Below are 16,584 nucleotides of genomic sequence, written 5' to 3'. Positions count from 1 at the left end.
ACCCTTCGTCAGGCACCTGCGGCGAAGGGACTGTTCCATGCGCGTCGGAGTACTGACCGGAGGCGGCGACTGCCCCGGCCTCAACGCCGTCATCCGGGCCATCGTCCGCAAGGGCGTGCAGGAGTACGGCTATGACTTCACCGGCTTCCGGGACGGCTGGCGAGGACCCCTGGAAGGCGACACCGTCCGGCTCGACATCCCCGCCGTGCGCGGCATCCTGCCCCGCGGCGGCACCATTCTCGGCTCCTCGCGGACCAACCCGCTGAAAGTGGAGAACGGCATCCGCAGGATCAAGGAGACCCTCGCCGGTCTCGAGGTCGAGGCGCTCATCGCCATCGGCGGCGAGGACACCCTGGGCGTGGCCGCCCGGCTGTCCGACGAGCACGGCGTGCCCTGCGTGGGCGTACCCAAGACGATCGACAACGACTTGTCCGCCACCGACTACACCTTCGGCTTCGACACCGCCGTCGGCATCGCGACCGAGGCCATCGACCGGCTGCACACCACCGCCGAGTCCCACATGCGGGTGCTGGTCGTCGAGGTGATGGGCCGGCACGCCGGCTGGATCGCCCTCCACTCGGGCCTGGCCGGGGGCGCCAACGTCATCCTCATCCCCGAGCAGCCCTTCGGCGTCGAGCAGGTGTGCACCTGGGTGACCTCCCGCTTCCGGGCGTCGTACGCGCCGATCGTCGTCGTCGCCGAGGGGGCCGTGCCCAGGGACGGCGACATGGTGCTCAAGGACCAGTCGCTGGACTCCTTCGGGCATGTCCGGCTGTCCGGGGTGGGGGAGTGGCTCGCCAAGGAGATCGAGAAGCGCACGGGCAAGGAGGCCCGCACGACGGTCCTCGGGCACGTCCAGCGCGGCGGCACCCCCAGCGCCTTCGACCGCTGGCTCGCCACCCGCTTCGGGCTGCACGCCATCGACTGTGTCCGCGACCGCGACTTCGGCCGGATGGTCGCGCTGCGCGGCACGGACATCGTCCGCGTCCCCATCGCGGACGCCACGGCCCGCCTGAAGACGGTGGACCCGGCGCTGTACGAGGAGGTCGGGGTGTTCTTCGGCTGACCGGGAGAGCGGATGTCCGGGGGCGGCGGCCCCCGGACCACTACACGGTCGTGTTGCGCAACCGGCCCATCAACTCCCGCACCACAGCCGCGCCGTTCAGCGTCAGGACCGACTCCGGGTGGAACTGCACACCGGCGAACCCCGGCCCTCGCACGGCATGCACCTCCCCGCTCGCGGCCCTGCTGACCTCGATCCCGTGCGCGGCCAGCTCCTGCGCCTCCTCGTCGTCGCAACGCGCCACGAAGCTGTTGTAGAAGCCGACGGTCTCCCGCCGCCCGAACAGATCGATCTCCGTCTGCGCCCCCTGGTACGGCACGTCCTTGCGTACGATGTCCAGCCCCAGCTCGGCCGCGATCAGCTCGTGCCCGAGGCAGACGCCGAGCACGCCGTGATGCTCGCCGCGGATCACCTCGGCGGTCAGCGAGCGCAGCAACCGCATCTTCGGATCGGTGAGATCGGCCGGGTCCCCGGGCCCCGGGCCCAGCACGACGGGCCCCTCGTGCGCGAGCACCGCCTCCCGGAGCCCGTCCTCGTCATAACCCCGGACGGACACCTCGAGGCCGCCCGACCGCAGCACATGCGCGAGCATCGCCGTGAAGGTGTCCTCGGCGTCGACGACCAGGGCGTGTCCGGTGAGCCTCTCGGACCGCTCCTGCATCCGCAGCCAGAAGGGCGCGAGCGACGCCCGGCGTCCGTCGAGCGCGGCACGCACCCGGGGGTCGTCGGCCAGCCGGGGCCGCACCGACTCCTCGCGCGGCCTTCCCGGCCGTACGCCCAGCGCCGCCAGCACCCCCGCCGCCTTGGCGTGCGTCTCGGCCACCTCGCCCGCCGGGTCCGAGCCACGCACGAGGGTCGCGCCGACCGGCACCCGCAGGTGCCCGCCCGCGTCGATGTCGGCGGTGCGGATCAGGATCGGGGAGTCGAGGGTCTGGGACCCGCCAGGATCCCGGCCGATCAGTGCCAGCGCCCCGGCGTAGTACCCGCGCCCGCCGCTCTCGTGCCGCTCGATCACCCGGCAGGCGTTCTGCACCGGCGAGCCGGTGACGGTCGCCGCGAACATGGTCTCCCTCAGCACCTCCCGCGCGTCCAGCGAGGACTTCCCGCGCAGCTCGTACTCGGTGTGCGCGAGGTGCGCCATCTCCTTCAGCCGGGGGCCGATCACGACCCCGCCCATGTCGCCGACGGTGCACATCATCTTGAGCTCCTCGTCGACGACCATCGACAGCTCCTCGATCTCCTTGCCGTCGGCGAGGAAGCCGAGCAGGTGCTCGGGCGTGGGCCCCTCGGCGGGGTAGCGGTAGGTGCCGCTGATCGGGTTCATGACGACCGTGCCGCCGGACATCCGCACATGCACCTCGGGGCTGGCCCCGACCAGCGTGCGGTCCCCGGTGTGCACGACGAACGTCCAGTACGCACCCCGCTCGCCCTCCAGCAGCCGCCGGAACAGCGCCAGCGCGTCGGCCCGCCCGAACCCGGGGATCTCGCCCTCGTAGGTCCGCCGGATGACGAAGTTCGCGCCCTCGCCCCGCCCGATCTCGTCGCGCAGCACGCGTCCGACGATCTCGCCGTACTCCTCGTCGTCGACGTCGAAACCGCCGTCCTCGACGCGTACGTCGTGCGCCGGGAGCTGCTCCAGGGCCTCGGCCAGCGCGACGCCGTACGACTCCTCGGGCGTGAGGGCCAGCAGGGGCGTGCCGTCGTCGCGGACGTCGAAGCCGCGCTCACGGATCTGCCGGAAGGGCACCAGGGCGAGGCTCCGGTCGGGCAGGTCGGCGAGCCGGTCGTGCGCGGCGACCGGGCCGACCAGGACTTCGACCAGCTCCTGGTCGTGGCCCGGGGTGCGGCGGCGCAGCAGGGCGAACGGACGGGGGTCGTCCAGCAAGCCGAGCAGGTTCATGGGTCCGTACTCCATCTCGGTGAGAGAGGAACGGACCCCGGAGAACGCCGAAGGCCGCCCCTCGGGCGGCCTTCGCGAAGTCTTGAGTACGCGCAGTCAGCGGGCCGCCGGATGAGCGGTCCACCACCAGGTCTGGGTCGAATGCGCGAACATGCGACGCACCCTACCTCATGTCCGTAGGGCGTACGGCGTGTCTCAATTGCTGGGCATGGGTCAGGACGCCCGACACGACCCCGTAATGTTGAGGCCGTGACCGTGAACGCTAAGACCAGCGCGAGTGCTGGCAACACCTGGCGAAACCTGCCCGCGGCGCAGCAGCCCGAGTACCCCGACACCGAGGCTCTGCGCGCAGTCGTTGCGGAGCTGGAGTCGTATCCGCCGCTCGTCTTCGCGGGCGAGTGCGACCAGCTGCGCGCCCGGTTGGCGTCCGTCGCCAAGGGAGAGGCGTTCCTGCTCCAGGGCGGCGACTGCGCCGAGGCCTTCGACGCGGTGTCCGCCGACCACATCCGCAACAAGCTGAAGACGCTGCTCCAGATGGGCGCCGTGCTCACGTACGCCGCGTCCGTGCCGGTCGTGAAGGTCGGCCGGATCGCCGGCCAGTACTCCAAGCCGCGCTCCAAGCCGACCGAGACGCGCGACGGCGTGACGCTGCCGACGTACCGCGGCGACTCCGTCAACGGCTTCGACTTCACCGAGGCCGCGCGCGTCCCGGACCCCGAGCGGCTGAAGCGGATGTACCACGCGTCCGCCTCCACGCTGAACCTGGTGCGCGCCTTCACCACCGGCGGTTACGCGGACCTGCGCCAGGTGCACGCCTGGAACCAGGACTTCGTGAAGTCGTCCCCGTCCGGCCAGCGCTACGAGCAGCTCGCCCGCGAGATCGACCAGGCGCTGAACTTCATGCACGCCTGCGGGGCCGACCCGGAGGAGTTCAAGACCGTCGAGTTCTACGCCTCGCACGAGGCGCTGCTGCTCGACTACGAGTCCGCGCTGACCAGGGTCGACTCGCGCACCGGGCAGCTGTACGACGTCTCCGGGCACATGGTGTGGATCGGTGAGCGCACCCGGCAGCTGGACCACGCGCACATCGAGTTCGCCTCGAAGATCCGCAACCCGGTCGGGATCAAGCTGGGTCCGACGACGACGGCCGAGGACGCGCTCCAGTACATCGACCGTCTCGACCCGGACCGTGAGCCGGGCCGGCTGACCTTCATCGTCCGCATGGGCGCCGACAAGGTCCGCGACAAGCTCCCGGAGCTGGTCGAGAAGGTCACCGCCTCCGGTGCCACCGTCGCCTGGATCACCGACCCGATGCACGGCAACACCTACGAGGCGGCCTCCGGGCACAAGACCCGCCGCTTCGACGACGTGCTCGACGAGGTCAAGGGCTTCTTCGAGGTCCACAAGGCCCTCGGCACCCACCCGGGCGGCATCCACGTGGAGCTCACCGGCGACGACGTAACCGAGTGCGTGGGCGGCGGCGACGAGATCTTCGTCGACGACCTGCACCAGCGCTACGAGACGGCCTGCGACCCGCGGCTCAACCGCAGCCAGTCGCTCGACCTGGCGTTCCTCGTGGCCGAGATGTACAGGGACCAGTAACGGGTCCGCCTGTTACCGGAGCATGGACTGGGGCGCGGATCACACGATCCGCGCCCCTGACCACTTTTGCGCTCCGGACCCGACGGGTAAGGTTAGGTTTGCCTCACCGATCAACGGGGACGGCATCCGGAACGACCCGTCGGGAGGTGAACCGCGTGTACGTCTGCAGTTGCTTCGGGATCACCGAGCAGCAGGTCAAGCAGCACGCGGACGGCGGCGCCTGCACCCCCCGCCAGATAGCCTCCGCCTGCAAGGCGGGCACGGACTGCGGGTCCTGTGTGCGCCGCATCCAGGCGATCCTGGGCCGCGGAGCCTGCCCTCGCCGTGACCTGGCCGATCAGGGCCGGCCGGTGCTCTCGGACCTCGAAGACGCCGCCTGACCCCGGCTAGCTCGGCTGCTCGATCTGCTGCGCGATGTACAGCGCCTCGCCGAGCTTGTCGATCAGCTCCAGCTGCGTGTCCAGATAGTCGATGTGGTGCTCCTCGTCCTCCAGGATCGACTCGAAGAGGTTCGCGGACGTGATGTCGCCCTTGGTGCGCATCACCTCGATGCCGCGCTTGAGCCGGTCGATCGCCTCGACCTCGACCTGCCGGTCGGCCTGGAACATCTCGGTGACCGTCTGGCCGACCCGTACGTGGAAAAGCCGCTGGTAGTTCGGCAGGCCGTCCAGCATGAGGATGCGCTCGGTGATCTTGTCCGCGTGCTTCATCTCATCGATGGACTCTTCACGCGTGTACTTGGCGAGCTTGGTCCAGCCTTTGTTGTCCTGGATCCGGTAGTGCAGCCAGTACTGGTTGATCGCCGTCAGCTCGCCGGTCAACTGCTCGTTGAGGAATTCGAGGACCTCGGGGTCGCCCTGCATCGCAGAGGCTCCTTCCGCGCGGGGGAACTGGCAGGTTGCGCCGCATGATTCCACTGGTGACGAAGATCGTCCAGTAAGTCTGCACTTAGTAAGTAAGGGCATGCTTAGTCGAGTTTGCCCCGTTTTGGAGTGGCCCGGGTCAGGGGCATCACCCGGGGTCTGTCAGGATGGAGTCATGGGTCAGCCGCTGGAACACGAATCGGGAGAAGGGCGCGATCCAGCAGGAGCGACGCAGCCGGACCTGCCCCCGGGACAGCGGCTGCAACGCGGCTGGCCGGTCACGCACTACGGCCCCGTCCCCAAGTTCCGGCCCGAGCGCTGGGAGTTCCGGGTCTTCGGCGCCACCGCCGACGGCGGCAAGCACTGCTGGACCCACGAGGAGTTCACGGCCCTGCCGCACACCACCGTCGTGGCCGATCTGCACTGCGTCACGAAGTTCAGCATGCTGGGCGCCGAGTGGGGCGGCATCCCCGCGCGCACGCTCCTCGACCTCGCCCCGCCCGCGGACGACGTCACCCATGTGATGGTGTGGGCCGAGTACGGATTCAGCTCCAACCTCCGGCTGTCCGACTTCGCCGGCGAGCAGGTCCTCTTCGCCACGCACAAGGACGGCGAGCTGCTCACCGCCGAGCACGGCTTCCCGCTGCGCCTGATCGTTCCCCACCTCTACGCCTGGAAGGGCCCCAAGTGGGTGCGCGGTGTGGAGTACATGACCGCCGACCGGCGCGGGTTCTGGGAGGAACGGGGCTACCACAACATCGGCGACCCCTGGCAGGAGCAGCGCTACTCGTACCAGGAGCTGCCCGGGGACGGGCCCGACCTCTGACGGCTCAGCCGTCGCGCAGCTTCTTGAGCCGCTCCACGTCGGCCGCGTGCCCTTGCTTGCCGCCCGGCGTCTCGATGATCAGCGGCACGCCCTCGGTCGCGGGGTGCGTCATCAGGGCCCGGAACGGGTCCTCGCCGATGTGGCCGACGCCGATGTTCTCGTGCCGGTCCTTGTGGGCGCCCACCACGTCCTTGGAGTCGTTGGCGTGGATCAGCTTCAGCCGGCCCTCGCCGACCGTGTCCACCAGCAGGTCCAGCGTCCGGTGCATGCCGGCGGGGCCGGTCAGGTCGTGCCCGGCCGCGAAGATGTGGCAGGTGTCCAGGCACACGCCGAGCATCGGGTGGGCGTCCAGCGCCTCGAAGTACGGGCCGAAGTCCCACGTCCGCGAGCACAGTGAGGCGCCCTGGCCCGCGGTCGACTCCAGCAGCAGGAACGGGTCGTCGTCGTGGGTCAGCTCGTCCAGCAGCGGCAGCAGGTGTTCCCGCACCTGCTTCAGCGCCACCGACCGCTCCCGGCCGCCGGTCGCGCTGCCGGTGTGCACGACCACGCCCAGCGCGCCGATCTCCCGCCCGCGCCGCAGCGAGTGCCGCAGCGACTCCACCGACCGCTGAACGGTCGCCTCGGTGTGCGAGCCGAAGTTGATCAGGTACGGGGCGTGCACATAGGCCGGGACCGACTCGGCCGCGCAGGCCGCTCGGAACGCCTCGTCCTGCTGGGGGTTCCCGGTCGGCGTGGCCCAGCCGCGCGGGTTGGCGACGAAGACCTGGACGGCCTCCGCCTGCAGGTCACGGGCGTACGACAGGCCTACGGAATGGAGCCCACCGGCCACGGGGACATGGCCGCCCACCGGGTTGCGGGAGGCGCCGGACAGCTGATTGTTCACCCGTTCAGGGTGCCATGCGTCCGGCCCTGCTCCGTCCACGGGCTCCCGCCCGCCGTCGTCACCTGATCTTGATGGTGATCGTCGAACCCTTGGGCGCGGTCCGGCCGCCCTCGACGGACTGGCTCTTCACCTCGTCGCCGAAGATGCCGAACAGCCCGCGGTCCTCGTCGACCTCGAACCCGGCGCCCTCCAGCGCCTGCCTGGCGTCGTCGACGCTGTCGCCGACCACGTCCGGGACCTCGATCATCTCGGGGCCCTTGGACAGCGTCAGGGTCACGGTGTCGCCCTCGGCCGCGGGGCCGCCGGACGCCGGCGACTGGCGGACGACCTGGCCCTTGTCGTACTCGGAGGAGGTCACCCGCTCGGTGGCGATCCTCACCTTGAGGCCGGCCTCCGTCAGCTCGGACCTCGCGTCCGCCTCGTCCGAGCCGGTGACGTCGGGGATGTCGACGGGGGCGCCCTTGCTGACGACCAGGGCGACACCCGTGCCCGCGCGCACCTTCGTGCCGTCCGCCGGGCGCGCGGTGATCACCGAGCCGCGCGGCACGTCCTCGCTGAACTCCCGGGTGACCATCCCCGGCTCCAGCCCGTCCTCCTTCAGCAGGCCGCGCGCTGTGTCCAGCTTCTGGCCGGCCAGGGCGGGCACCCGCACGGTCTCGGGGCCGTCGGAGACGGTGATACCCACCGCGTCGTTGCCGCGGATGCGCGCCCCGGCCTTGGGGTCGCTGCTGATGATCTGGCCGCGCTCGACGGTGTCGCTGTAGGCGTGCTTCACCTTGCCGAGCTCGAGACCGGAGTCCCGCAGCCGGTCCTCGGCCTGCTCCTGGGTCTTCGCCAGCAGCGGGGGGACCTCGGTGAACTGGCCGGAGTTGATGTACCAGATGCCGGTGCCGAGGCCGAGCACGAGCAGGACGGCGACGACGATCGCCGCCGGGCCGCGCCGGGAGCCCGGGCGGCGCCGGGCCGGCGGGGGCGGTGGCGGGGACGCGAAGCGGCTGGTGCGGTTGAGGGCGGCCCCGGAGGTCTCGTCCTCGTCGACCGGCAGCGGGCGCGGTGTGGTCAGGGCGCGCGGGATCACGGTCGTCCGGTCGTCGCCGTTGTCGTGGTCCTCGGCGAGCGCCTGCGGCGGCACCGCGTCCAGCTGGTCGTCGCTCAGCCGGCCGCGTCCGTCACGGACCTGTGCGAGCAGCGCCACCGCGTCGTGGGGGCGGACGGCCGGGGTGCGGGCCGTCGCCGAGGCCACCATCTCGTCCAGCTCGTACGCCATGCCGGGCACGGCGGCGGAGGGCGGGGGCACGTCCTCGTGCAGGTGCTTGTAGAGGATCACGGCGGGGGAGTCCCCGTCGTGCGGCTTGTCGCCGGTCAGCATCTCGTACAGCATCACGCCGCAGGCGTACACGTCGACGCGGGGATCGGCGGTGCCGTTCTCTATCTGCTCCGGGGCGAGGTAGGAGACCGTGCCGAGGACGGTGCCGGTGGTGTTAGTCACCGTGTCCACGGCCCGGACGAGCCCGAAGTCGGCGACCTTCACCCGGCCGTCGTCCCCTATGAGGACGTTCTCGGGCTTCATGTCGCGGTGCACGAACCCGGCGCGGTGCGCTGCGCCCAGCGCGGCCAGCACCGGCTCCAGGATGTCCAGGGCGGCGCGCGGCTGCAGGGCCCCGCGCTCGCGCAGCACGTCCCGCAGGGTGCAGCCCGCGACGTACTCCATCGCCAGGTACACGTACGAGCCGTCGGTGCCCTGGTCGAAGACCTGCACCACGTTCGGGTGGGCCAGCCGGGCCACGGACTTCGCCTCGCGGATGAACCGCTCGACGAACGAGGCGTCGACCGCGAGCGCGGGGTGCATCACCTTGAGCGCGAGGACCCGGTCGAGCCGGGTGTCCACGGCCCGGTAGACCGTGGCCATCCCGCCGACCGCGATCCGCGAATCGATGCGATACCGGCCGTCGAGCACCTGCCCGACCAAGGGGTCCTGAAGGGTCGTGTCCACGCAGGCGAGTGTACGAGCCACGACCGACAGCCCGCGGCCCTGCCCGAATTCGGGGCGGGACTGCAGCCGACCTGTGACGTGTGGAACAGGCCCCTACCGGAAAGCGGGCCGCTCCGGGTCCAGGGCGGCCATTCCCTCCGGCGGCGACGACGCCTCCGCGAAGTGCCGCCGGGGAATACGCCCGGCCCGATAGGCCAGCCGCCCCGCCTCCACGGCATGGCGCATCGCGTCGGCCATCAGGACCGGCTCCTGCGCCCGCGTCACCGCCGAGGCGAGCATCACACCCGCGCACCCCAGCTCCATCGCCAGCGCCGCGTCCGAGGCCGTACCGGCACCGGCGTCCAGGATCACCGGCACGCGCGCGTGCTCCACGATCAGCTGGAAGTTGTGCGGGTTGCGGATCCCCAGACCGGAGCCGATCGGCGAACCCAGCGGCATGATCGCCGCGCAGCCCACATCCTCCAGCTTCCGGGCCAGCACCGGGTCGTCGTTGGTGTACGGCAGCACCGTGAACCCGTCGTCGACCAGGGTCTCGGCCGCCTCCAGTGTCTCGATCGGATCCGGCAGCAGCGTGCGCTCGTCGGCGATGACCTCCAGCTTGACCAGGTCGGTGCCGAGGGCCTCGCGCGCCAGACGGGCCGTGAGGACGGCCTCGCCGGCGGTGAAACAGCCCGCCGTGTTGGGCAGCACCCGGATGCCCAGCTTGTCCAGGACGGACAGCACCGAGCCGTGCACCGAGGCGTTCACCCGGCGCATCGCGACGGTCGTCAGATCCGTCCCCGAGGCGACGAGCGAGCGCTCCAGCACGTCCAGGCTGGGCGCCCCGCCCGTGCCCATGATCAGACGGGAGCTGAGCGTCGTACCACCGAGGACGAACGGATCGTCGGCCATGGTCAGCCTCCTTGGACGGCGGTGAGGACTTCCACGCGGTCTCCCTCGGCCAGGGGCGTGGCGGGCCACTGCGTGCGCGGGACGACGGTTTCGTTGAGGGCGGCGGCCACGCCCGAGGGCGAGGCGGTGAGCGACCTCACGACGGTGTCGAGAGCCGTGCCGGGCCGGACGTCCCGGGGCTCCCCGTTGACGGAGATGTTCATGCGGGCCGCTCCGAGAGTGCGGTGGCGGGAGAGAAGCGCTTCGGCGTGAAGGGGCGCGCCTCCTCGGGGAGTTCGCCGGTCGCCAGGACGTGCGCCATGGTGTCGCCGGTCACGGGCGTCAGCAGGACGCCGTTGCGGTAGTGGCCGGTGGCCAGCAGCAGCCCCTCCAGACCGGTCGGGCCCAGCAGCGGCGCGTTGTCGGGGGAGCCGGGCCGCAGCCCGGCCCGGGTCTCGGTGAGCGGCAGCTCGGTGATGCCCGGGACCAGCTCGTGCGCGTCCCGCAGCAGCTCGTACACGCCGCCCGCGGTCACGGTGGTGTCCCAGCCCAGCTCCTCGCTGGTCGCCCCGACTACGAGCTCGCCGCTCGCGCGCGGCACCAGGTAGACGTGGCTGCCGCGCACCACCGCGCGCACGGTCCGGCTCAGGAACGGCCCGTGCCCCCTTGGCATGGTCAGCCGCAGGACCTGCCCCTTCACCGGCCGCACGGGAGGGAGCACGTCCCGCGGGACGCCCGCGAGCCGCCCGCTGAGGCTGCCCCCGGCGAGCACCACCCGCCCGGCGGCGGCCTCGGTCCCGTCGGCCAGGACGACACCCGCGGCCCGGTCCCGGACGACGGTCAGCCGCTCCGCCCACGTCCGGTGGAAGAGCACGCCCGCCCGCTCGCACGCGGCGACCAGCGCCCCGGCCAGCCGCCGCGGGTCGATCTGGTGATCGCCGTCGACCCGCAGCCCGCCGCGCACGCCCGGCGCGAGCATCGGCTCCAGGCGCCGGCACTCGCGCCCCGACAGCCACTGCGACTCCAGGCCCGACTGCTGCTGCAGGGCGTGCAGTTCGCGCAGGTGGGCCCGGTCGTCGGCGTCCAGCGCCACGGCGAGCGTGCCGCAGCGGCGGTAGCCGAGGTCCTGGCCGGTCAGCTCGGTGAGCTCGGCGGCGAAGTCCGGGTAGCGGCGGGCCGAGGCGAGGTTCAGGCCGAGCAGGGTCTGCTCGCCGTAGTGCAGTTCCGTGACGGCGGCCAGCATGCCGGCCGCCACCTGTGCGGCTCCGCCGCCGGGCTCGGGGTCCACGACGGCGGTGGTGAGCCCGCGTTGCGCGGACCGCCAGGCCGTGACCAGGCCGATGATCCCGCCCCCGATGACCAGGACGTCTGACGACGCGGCCGTGGATGTGGATGTAGGCGACATGGGCGTCCAGCCCCTCCCTTCGCCGGCATGACCCGGATCAGGTTCGTACGGTCGGAGGCCGCCAGCCTCCCTCTCAGCCCGGTGCGTCCGGGCTCCCGCGAGTGCTTTACGTTGGCCACCCTAGCCCGATGCCGTATCCCGCAGTAAGGGAGCCTCCGTCCATGGCCCGATCCCTCGACGGTCTCGTCCTCGCCCCGGTCGCCGACCAGGCACCCGGTCAGGTGGGCACCCGCACCCGGTTCACGTACCACGAGCGGCAGGGCGAGATCTGGGCCGAGTACACGGGCGGTGACGTCGTACGCGGGCATCTCGTGGGTACCCGGGAGGGTGACCGGCTGGACTTCCGGTACGTCCAGCTCAAGCGGGACGGGACCACGTCCTCGGGGCACTGCGTCTCGACGGTCGTGGAGCTGCCCGACGGGCGGGTGCGGCTGGAGGAGACCTGGGAGTGGGAGTCCCAGCGGGGCGCGGGCACGAGCGTTGTGGAGCAGGTCACGGCGCATGAGCACTGACTGACAATTCGTCAGGTGTCTATGGTGATCAGGTGAGCGAGCAGACGCAGCAACCAGGTTCGTCCGCGCCGCGGCGCGTCGTCGTGGCGGGCGCGGGCATGGCCGGGGTGCAGACCGCCGTCGCTCTGCGCGAGCAGGGCTTCGCCGGGGACGTGGTCCTGATCGGCGCCGAGCCCCACCAGCCCTACGACCGGCCCCCGTTGTCCAAGGCCGTCCTGCTCGGCAAGTCCGAGGGCTCGGCCTTCGACGTCGACTTCGAGGCCCTCGGCATCGAACTGCGGCTCGGCTGCGAGGTACTGGGCCTGCGCCCCGCCGCCCACGAGCTCGACACCGAGGACGGGCCCGTGCCCTACGACGTCCTGGTCGTGGCGACCGGAGCCGAACCGGTCCGGCTGCCGGGCGCGGAGGGCGTGCCCGGCGTGCATCTGCTGCGCACCCTGGACGACGCCGAGCGGCTGCGGCCGGTGCTGGCCCGCCGGCACGACATCGTGGTCGTCGGCGCGGGCTGGATCGGCGCGGAGTTCGCCACGGCCGCACGCGAGGCGGGCTGCGCGGTGACCGTCGTCGAGGCCGCCGCACGGCCCCTCGCCGGAGCACTGCCCGCCGAGGTCGCCGCCCCGATGGCCGGCTGGTACGCCGACGCGGGCGCGGTCCTGCGCACACACGCGCGCGTGGTGCACGTCGAGCCCGGCGCCGTTCTCCTCGACGACGGCTCGCGGCTGCCCGCGGACGCGGTCGTCGTCGGCATCGGCGCCCGCCCCGCCACGGCCTGGCTGGCCGGCTCCGGGGTCCGGCTGGGCGCCCACCACGAGATCGTGGCCGACGAGCACCTGCGCACCACCGCCGCGGACGTGTACGCGGTCGGCGACTGCGCCTCCTTCCCCTCCGGGCGCTACGGCGAGCGGCTGCTGGTCCACCACTGGGACAACGCCCTCCAGGGGCCGCGCACGGTGGCCCGGAACATCGTCGGCCGGGCCGCCGGGGAGGTGCCGGCGGTGTACGACCCGGTGCCGTACTTCTGGTCCGAGCAGTTCGGGCGGTTCGTCCAGTACGCCGGGCACCACGCGGACGCGGACACGACCCTGTGGCGGGGCGACCCCGCCGGACCGGCCTGGACGGTGTGCTGGCTGCGCGGGGAGCGGCTGGTCGCGCTGCTCGCGGTCGGCCGGCCCCGGGATCTGGCGCAGGGCCGCCGCCTGATCGAGTCGGGCATCCCGATGAACCCGGTGCTGCTGAGGGATCCGGCCAGACCCCTGAAGGCGGCCACGGCGTAGGCGCCCGGGCCGTCGCGGGCCGCCGGGCGGTGCCGACGGGGAGGGGCACGGCCGCCCGGCCGGACCGAGCCGACTTCCGACTGTCAGTGGTACATGGCAGGCTGGATCCCGTGACCGAGATTGACGCAAAGATCGATGCTCTCGTCCCCGCCTGGCTCACCCTCCCCGACATCGCCGAACAGTTCGGCGTCGAGGTGACGCGTGTGCGGCAGCTGGTCAAGGACGGCCAGCTCATCGCCGTACGCCGTGGTGAGAACCGCGCGCTGCACGTCCCCGCCGCCTTCATCGACGGGGACAAGGTCGTCAAGGGCCTGTCCGGGACCCTGACGCTCCTGCGGGACGACGGCTTCACGGACGAGGAGATGCTGGAGTGGCTCTTCACCCCGGACGACAGCCTGCCCGGCACCCCCGCGCAGGCGCTCAGCGAGAATCGCGGCACGGAGGTGAAGCGCCGCGCCCAGGCGCTCGCCGTCTGACCCCGGCCGCGACGGGACAATCGTCCGGAGCCGTGTGAGCGGGGCCGGACCCGAACGACCGCCCGATGTGGGGGCCGTGGCCCAGCGGGCCGCGGCCCGGGGTTGACTCGCGCCCGGTTCCCGCCCGGGGCAGGCGTAAGGTGCCCGAGGCGTTCGCGGCAGCGCAGGGATGCTCCCGCGTCCGCATCCGCACGCCACCGAACACCCTGGGGGGACACGCATGACCGGCACCGCAGCCGCCACCGCACGGGCCCAGCTCGCCGACGCCCGGGTCTACCTCTGCACCGACGCGCGCAAGCGGCAGGGCGACCTCGGGGACTTCCTCGACGCCGCGCTGTCCGGCGGCGTCGACATCGTGCAGCTGCGGGACAAGGGCATGGAGGCCGGTGAGGAGCTGGAGCACCTGGCCGTCTTCGCCGACGCCTGTGCCCGGCACGGCAAGCTGCTCGCGGTCAACGACCGGGCGGACGTCGCCCACGCCGCCGGCGCCGACGTCCTGCACCTCGGCCAGGGCGACCTCCCGGTCCCCGCGGCCCGCGCGATCCTCGGCGACGACGTCCTGATCGGCCGTTCCACCCACGCCGAGTCCGAGGCCGCCGCGGCCGCCGTCCAGCCGGGCGTGGACTACTTCTGCACCGGCCCGTGCTGGCCGACCCCCACCAAGCCCGGCCGGCACGCCCCCGGCCTGGACCTGGTCCGCTTCACCGCCGGCCTCGGCACCGACCGCCCCTGGTTCGCCATCGGCGGCATCGACCTGTCCAACCTCGACCAGGTCCTGGAAGCGGGCGCCCGGCGCGTGGTCGTCGTACGGGCGATCACCGAGGCCGACGACCCGGGGGCCGCGGCGGCCGAGTTCGCCAAGCGGCTCCGGGGGGCGTAGTGACGACGGTGTGTCCAAGGGATGGACAACAAGCGGACAATCCGGGCAAATGTCGGCCCCCGGTTGGGGGACCGACCACCCCTGGCTAACCTGCCGGTATGGCCCTCGGCACCGCATCCATCAGGTCGGACCACGCTCGCACCGTCCGCGACATGCTCGCGGCCGGCAAGACGACGTACTCGTTCGAGTTCTACGCTCCCAAGACCCCGAAGGGCGAGCGGAACCTGTGGAACGCGCTGCGCCGGGTCGAGGCCGTGGCGCCCGACTTCGTCTCCGTCACCTACGGCGCGGGCGGTTCCACCCGCGCGGGCACGGTCAAGGCGACCGAGGCGATCGCCTCCGACACCACCCTCACCCCGATCGCCCACCTCACCGCGGTCGACCACTCGGTGGCCGACCTGCGCAACATCATCGGCCAGTACGCCGACGCCGGGATCCGCAACATGCTCGCCCTGCGCGGCGACCCGCCCGGCGACCCGATGGGCGACTGGGTGCCGCACCCCCGGGGCCTGGCCTACGCCGCCGAACTCGTCGAGCTGATCAAGGCCTCCGGCGACTTCTGCGTGGGCGTCGCCGCCTTCCCGGCGATGCACCCGCGCTCCGCCGACTGGGACACCGACGTCCGCCACTTCGTCGACAAGTGCCGGGCGGGCGCGGACTACGCCATCACGCAGATGTTCTTCCAGCCGGAGGACTACCTCCGGCTGCGCGACCGGGTCTCGGCCGCCGGCTGTGACACCCCGATCATCCCCGAGGTCATGCCGATCGCGAGCGTGAAGACGCTGGAGCGGATCGGGTCGCTCACCAACGCCGCGTTCCCGCCCGCCCTGAAAGAGCGGATCCTCACAGCGCAACACGATCCGGCCGCTGTACGCTCCATTGGGATCGAATTCGCCACGGAGTTCTGTGCGCGGCTGCTCGCCGAGGGCGTGCCCGGCTTGCACTTCATCACGCTCAACAACTCCACCGCGACACTCGAGATCTACGAGAACCTGGGCCTGCACCACTCATCGCAGGCCTAGACCGTTCGCACCGGTATACGACACACTGCGTAACGGCCACTGGGAGAGGGGCGTACATGGGCTGGACGGTCCTCTACATCGCGTTCGGCATCGTCGCGCTGTGGCTGCTGGGCGAGGTGCTGCTGCAGTACAAGGCGCGGCTGCGCTGGCGTCTGCTGGCCTTCGCCGGGTTCCTCGGTGTCGTCGTCGGTGTCCTGATTCCGTCGGTCGTCGTGATCGGACTGGGCGCGGCCGCCTTCGCGGTCGGGCAGACGTACGTCACCCTGTCGTTCCGCAGCGGCTTCGCGGCCGGCTGGGCGATGAACGCTCCCGCGCTTGGCGGCAGCAAGCGCCGCCGCGGTGAGCGGGGCCGCCAGGAGCCGACCCTCGAGGTCTCCGGCCTGGAGGCCGAGGGCGGCTACGACGACGAGGCCGGCGCCTACCGCCGCGACCCCGCCGCCTACGGCCAGGACGACGACTACGACCGCGACGACGTCTTCACCCCCGCCCGCGCCGCCCACGCCCCGACGGCCGCCGAGACCACGGCCGTCTACGAGCCGCAGCCCATGCCCGACGACACCGGCTCCTACGGCGTCTACGACAACGGGTACCACGCCCCGGGCCAGCAGACCCACGACCAGTACGCGACGCAGACCGCCGACCAGTCGTACTCCTACGACTACTCCGGCTACGGCCAGCAGCAGGGCTACGACGCCACGGGCCAGCAGCAGTACGCCGCCTACTCCGACCCGTACATCGGTTCCTCGAACTACGGCCAGGGCTCCTACGACACCACCTACGGTGACCAGCAGTACTACGGCCAGCAGGGCTACACGCAGGACCAGTACGCCGGCACCTACGGCGGCGAGACCCCGCCCGGCGGCGTGTGGGTCCCGCAGCAGCGCAACACCGACGAGTACGGGCAGGAACTGCCGCCGGAGCAGCCGTACCCGTACCAGGGCGGCGGGCAGCAGCCGCAGGGGAACGGCTACGACGAGCAGTACCGTTTCTGAAGCCCCGGCCCCGCCGGGGCGGC

General features: G+C 71.9%; 18 protein-coding genes and 1 riboswitch. Of the genes, 10 read left to right on the top strand and 8 right to left on the bottom strand.

All coding sequences use genetic code 11. The features are described from left to right. Nucleotides 1–37 precede the first annotated feature (37 nt). Nucleotides 38–1,066 (top strand): 6-phosphofructokinase, encoded by a 1,029-nt coding sequence (locus tag IGS69_RS08660; protein WP_190898126.1) that lies wholly within the window; start codon nucleotides 38–40, stop codon nucleotides 1,064–1,066. Nucleotides 1,067–1,106: 40 nt separating this feature from the next. Here the strand turns inward: IGS69_RS08660 and IGS69_RS08655 are convergent, their stop codons facing one another. Further along, nucleotides 1,107–2,963, bottom strand: a complete 1,857-nt coding sequence (locus tag IGS69_RS08655) for an anthranilate synthase family protein (protein WP_269783154.1) — start codon at nucleotides 2,961–2,963, stop codon at nucleotides 1,107–1,109. A 96-nt stretch (nucleotides 2,964–3,059) separates the two neighbouring features. Continuing rightward, complete coding sequence (locus tag IGS69_RS35180) at nucleotides 3,060–3,116, bottom strand: trp operon leader peptide (RefSeq protein ID WP_078625594.1); 57 nt, start codon at nucleotides 3,114–3,116, stop codon at nucleotides 3,060–3,062. A 96-nt stretch (nucleotides 3,117–3,212) separates the two neighbouring features. On the opposite strand from IGS69_RS35180, the gene IGS69_RS08645 reads away from it, so the two are divergent. Together IGS69_RS08645 and IGS69_RS08640 are read left to right on the top strand one after the other, a co-directional pair. Continuing rightward, nucleotides 3,213–4,565, top strand: a complete 1,353-nt coding sequence (locus IGS69_RS08645; RefSeq protein ID WP_190898124.1) for a class II 3-deoxy-7-phosphoheptulonate synthase — start codon at nucleotides 3,213–3,215, stop codon at nucleotides 4,563–4,565. 155 nt (nucleotides 4,566–4,720) lie between these two features. Further along, nucleotides 4,721–4,945, top strand: coding sequence for a (2Fe-2S)-binding protein (locus tag IGS69_RS08640; protein ID WP_185010252.1), 225 nt, complete (start codon nucleotides 4,721–4,723; stop codon nucleotides 4,943–4,945). 6 nt (nucleotides 4,946–4,951) lie between these two features. Here IGS69_RS08640 and bfr read toward each other — a convergent pair whose 3' ends face one another. Beyond that, on the bottom strand, nucleotides 4,952–5,428 hold the full coding sequence (gene bfr / locus IGS69_RS08635; protein ID WP_062702861.1) for a bacterioferritin: 477 nt from the start codon (nucleotides 5,426–5,428) through the stop codon (nucleotides 4,952–4,954). Nucleotides 5,429–5,603: 175 nt separating this feature from the next. On the opposite strand from bfr, the gene IGS69_RS08630 reads away from it, so the two are divergent. Further along, complete coding sequence (locus tag IGS69_RS08630) at nucleotides 5,604–6,254, top strand: sulfite oxidase-like oxidoreductase (protein WP_030848127.1); 651 nt, start codon at nucleotides 5,604–5,606, stop codon at nucleotides 6,252–6,254. A gap of 4 nt (nucleotides 6,255–6,258) precedes the next feature. Here IGS69_RS08630 and IGS69_RS08625 read toward each other — a convergent pair whose 3' ends face one another. From IGS69_RS08625 to thiO, 5 genes are all read right to left on the bottom strand, one after another. Continuing rightward, a complete protein-coding gene (locus IGS69_RS08625) occupies nucleotides 6,259–7,137 on the bottom strand; it encodes a deoxyribonuclease IV (RefSeq protein WP_190898123.1) in 879 nt (292 codons plus the stop codon). 58 nt (nucleotides 7,138–7,195) lie between these two features. Continuing rightward, nucleotides 7,196–9,130 (bottom strand): Stk1 family PASTA domain-containing Ser/Thr kinase, encoded by a 1,935-nt coding sequence (gene pknB / locus IGS69_RS08620; protein ID WP_190898122.1) that lies wholly within the window; start codon nucleotides 9,128–9,130, stop codon nucleotides 7,196–7,198. A 93-nt stretch (nucleotides 9,131–9,223) separates the two neighbouring features. Then, a complete protein-coding gene (locus tag IGS69_RS08615; protein ID WP_190898120.1) occupies nucleotides 9,224–10,021 on the bottom strand; it encodes a thiazole synthase in 798 nt (265 codons plus the stop codon). Nucleotides 10,022–10,023: 2 nt separating this feature from the next. Continuing rightward, nucleotides 10,024–10,224: a sulfur carrier protein ThiS gene (thiS, locus tag IGS69_RS08610; protein ID WP_189589673.1), complete on the bottom strand. Its 201-nt coding sequence runs from the start codon at nucleotides 10,222–10,224 to the stop codon at nucleotides 10,024–10,026. Next, nucleotides 10,221–11,405 carry a glycine oxidase ThiO gene (gene thiO / locus IGS69_RS08605; RefSeq protein WP_190898119.1) on the bottom strand — a complete coding sequence of 395 codons (1,185 nt, stop codon included), beginning with the start codon at nucleotides 11,403–11,405 and terminating at the stop codon, nucleotides 10,221–10,223. The genes thiS and thiO overlap by 4 nt, the downstream gene beginning before the upstream one ends. Beyond that, nucleotides 11,403–11,514: riboswitch (TPP riboswitch) on the bottom strand. It overlaps the preceding gene by 3 nt. 52 nt (nucleotides 11,515–11,566) lie before the next feature. On the opposite strand from thiO, the gene IGS69_RS08600 reads away from it, so the two are divergent. The 6 genes from IGS69_RS08600 to IGS69_RS08575 all read left to right on the top strand — a co-directional run bounded on the left by IGS69_RS08600 (nucleotide 11,567) and on the right by IGS69_RS08575 (nucleotide 16,561). Then, nucleotides 11,567–11,917: a hypothetical protein gene (locus IGS69_RS08600; RefSeq protein WP_190898118.1), complete on the top strand. Its 351-nt coding sequence runs from the start codon at nucleotides 11,567–11,569 to the stop codon at nucleotides 11,915–11,917. Nucleotides 11,918–11,949: 32 nt separating this feature from the next. After that, nucleotides 11,950–13,191 carry an NAD(P)/FAD-dependent oxidoreductase gene (locus IGS69_RS08595; protein ID WP_190898117.1) on the top strand — a complete coding sequence of 414 codons (1,242 nt, stop codon included), beginning with the start codon at nucleotides 11,950–11,952 and terminating at the stop codon, nucleotides 13,189–13,191. Between the two features lie 110 nt (nucleotides 13,192–13,301). Beyond that, entirely contained in the window at nucleotides 13,302–13,667 is a 366-nt protein-coding gene (locus IGS69_RS08590) for an Rv2175c family DNA-binding protein (RefSeq protein ID WP_030848153.1), read from the top strand. A gap of 220 nt (nucleotides 13,668–13,887) precedes the next feature. Further along, nucleotides 13,888–14,547 carry a thiamine phosphate synthase gene (gene thiE / locus IGS69_RS08585; RefSeq protein ID WP_190898115.1) on the top strand — a complete coding sequence of 220 codons (660 nt, stop codon included), beginning with the start codon at nucleotides 13,888–13,890 and terminating at the stop codon, nucleotides 14,545–14,547. A gap of 98 nt (nucleotides 14,548–14,645) precedes the next feature. Then, nucleotides 14,646–15,569 (top strand): methylenetetrahydrofolate reductase [NAD(P)H], encoded by a 924-nt coding sequence (gene metF, locus IGS69_RS08580; RefSeq protein ID WP_190898114.1) that lies wholly within the window; start codon nucleotides 14,646–14,648, stop codon nucleotides 15,567–15,569. Between the two features lie 56 nt (nucleotides 15,570–15,625). Further along, complete coding sequence (locus IGS69_RS08575) at nucleotides 15,626–16,561, top strand: SCO2102 family sporulation regulator (RefSeq protein WP_190898113.1); 936 nt, start codon at nucleotides 15,626–15,628, stop codon at nucleotides 16,559–16,561. The last annotated feature ends 23 nt before the right edge of the window (nucleotides 16,562–16,584 follow it).

The sequence above is a fragment of the Streptomyces tuirus genome (genome assembly GCF_014701095.1).
Lineage (GTDB): Bacteria > Actinomycetota > Actinomycetes > Streptomycetales > Streptomycetaceae > Streptomyces > Streptomyces tuirus.
This window is presented reverse-complemented; position numbering and strand designations above follow the sequence as displayed.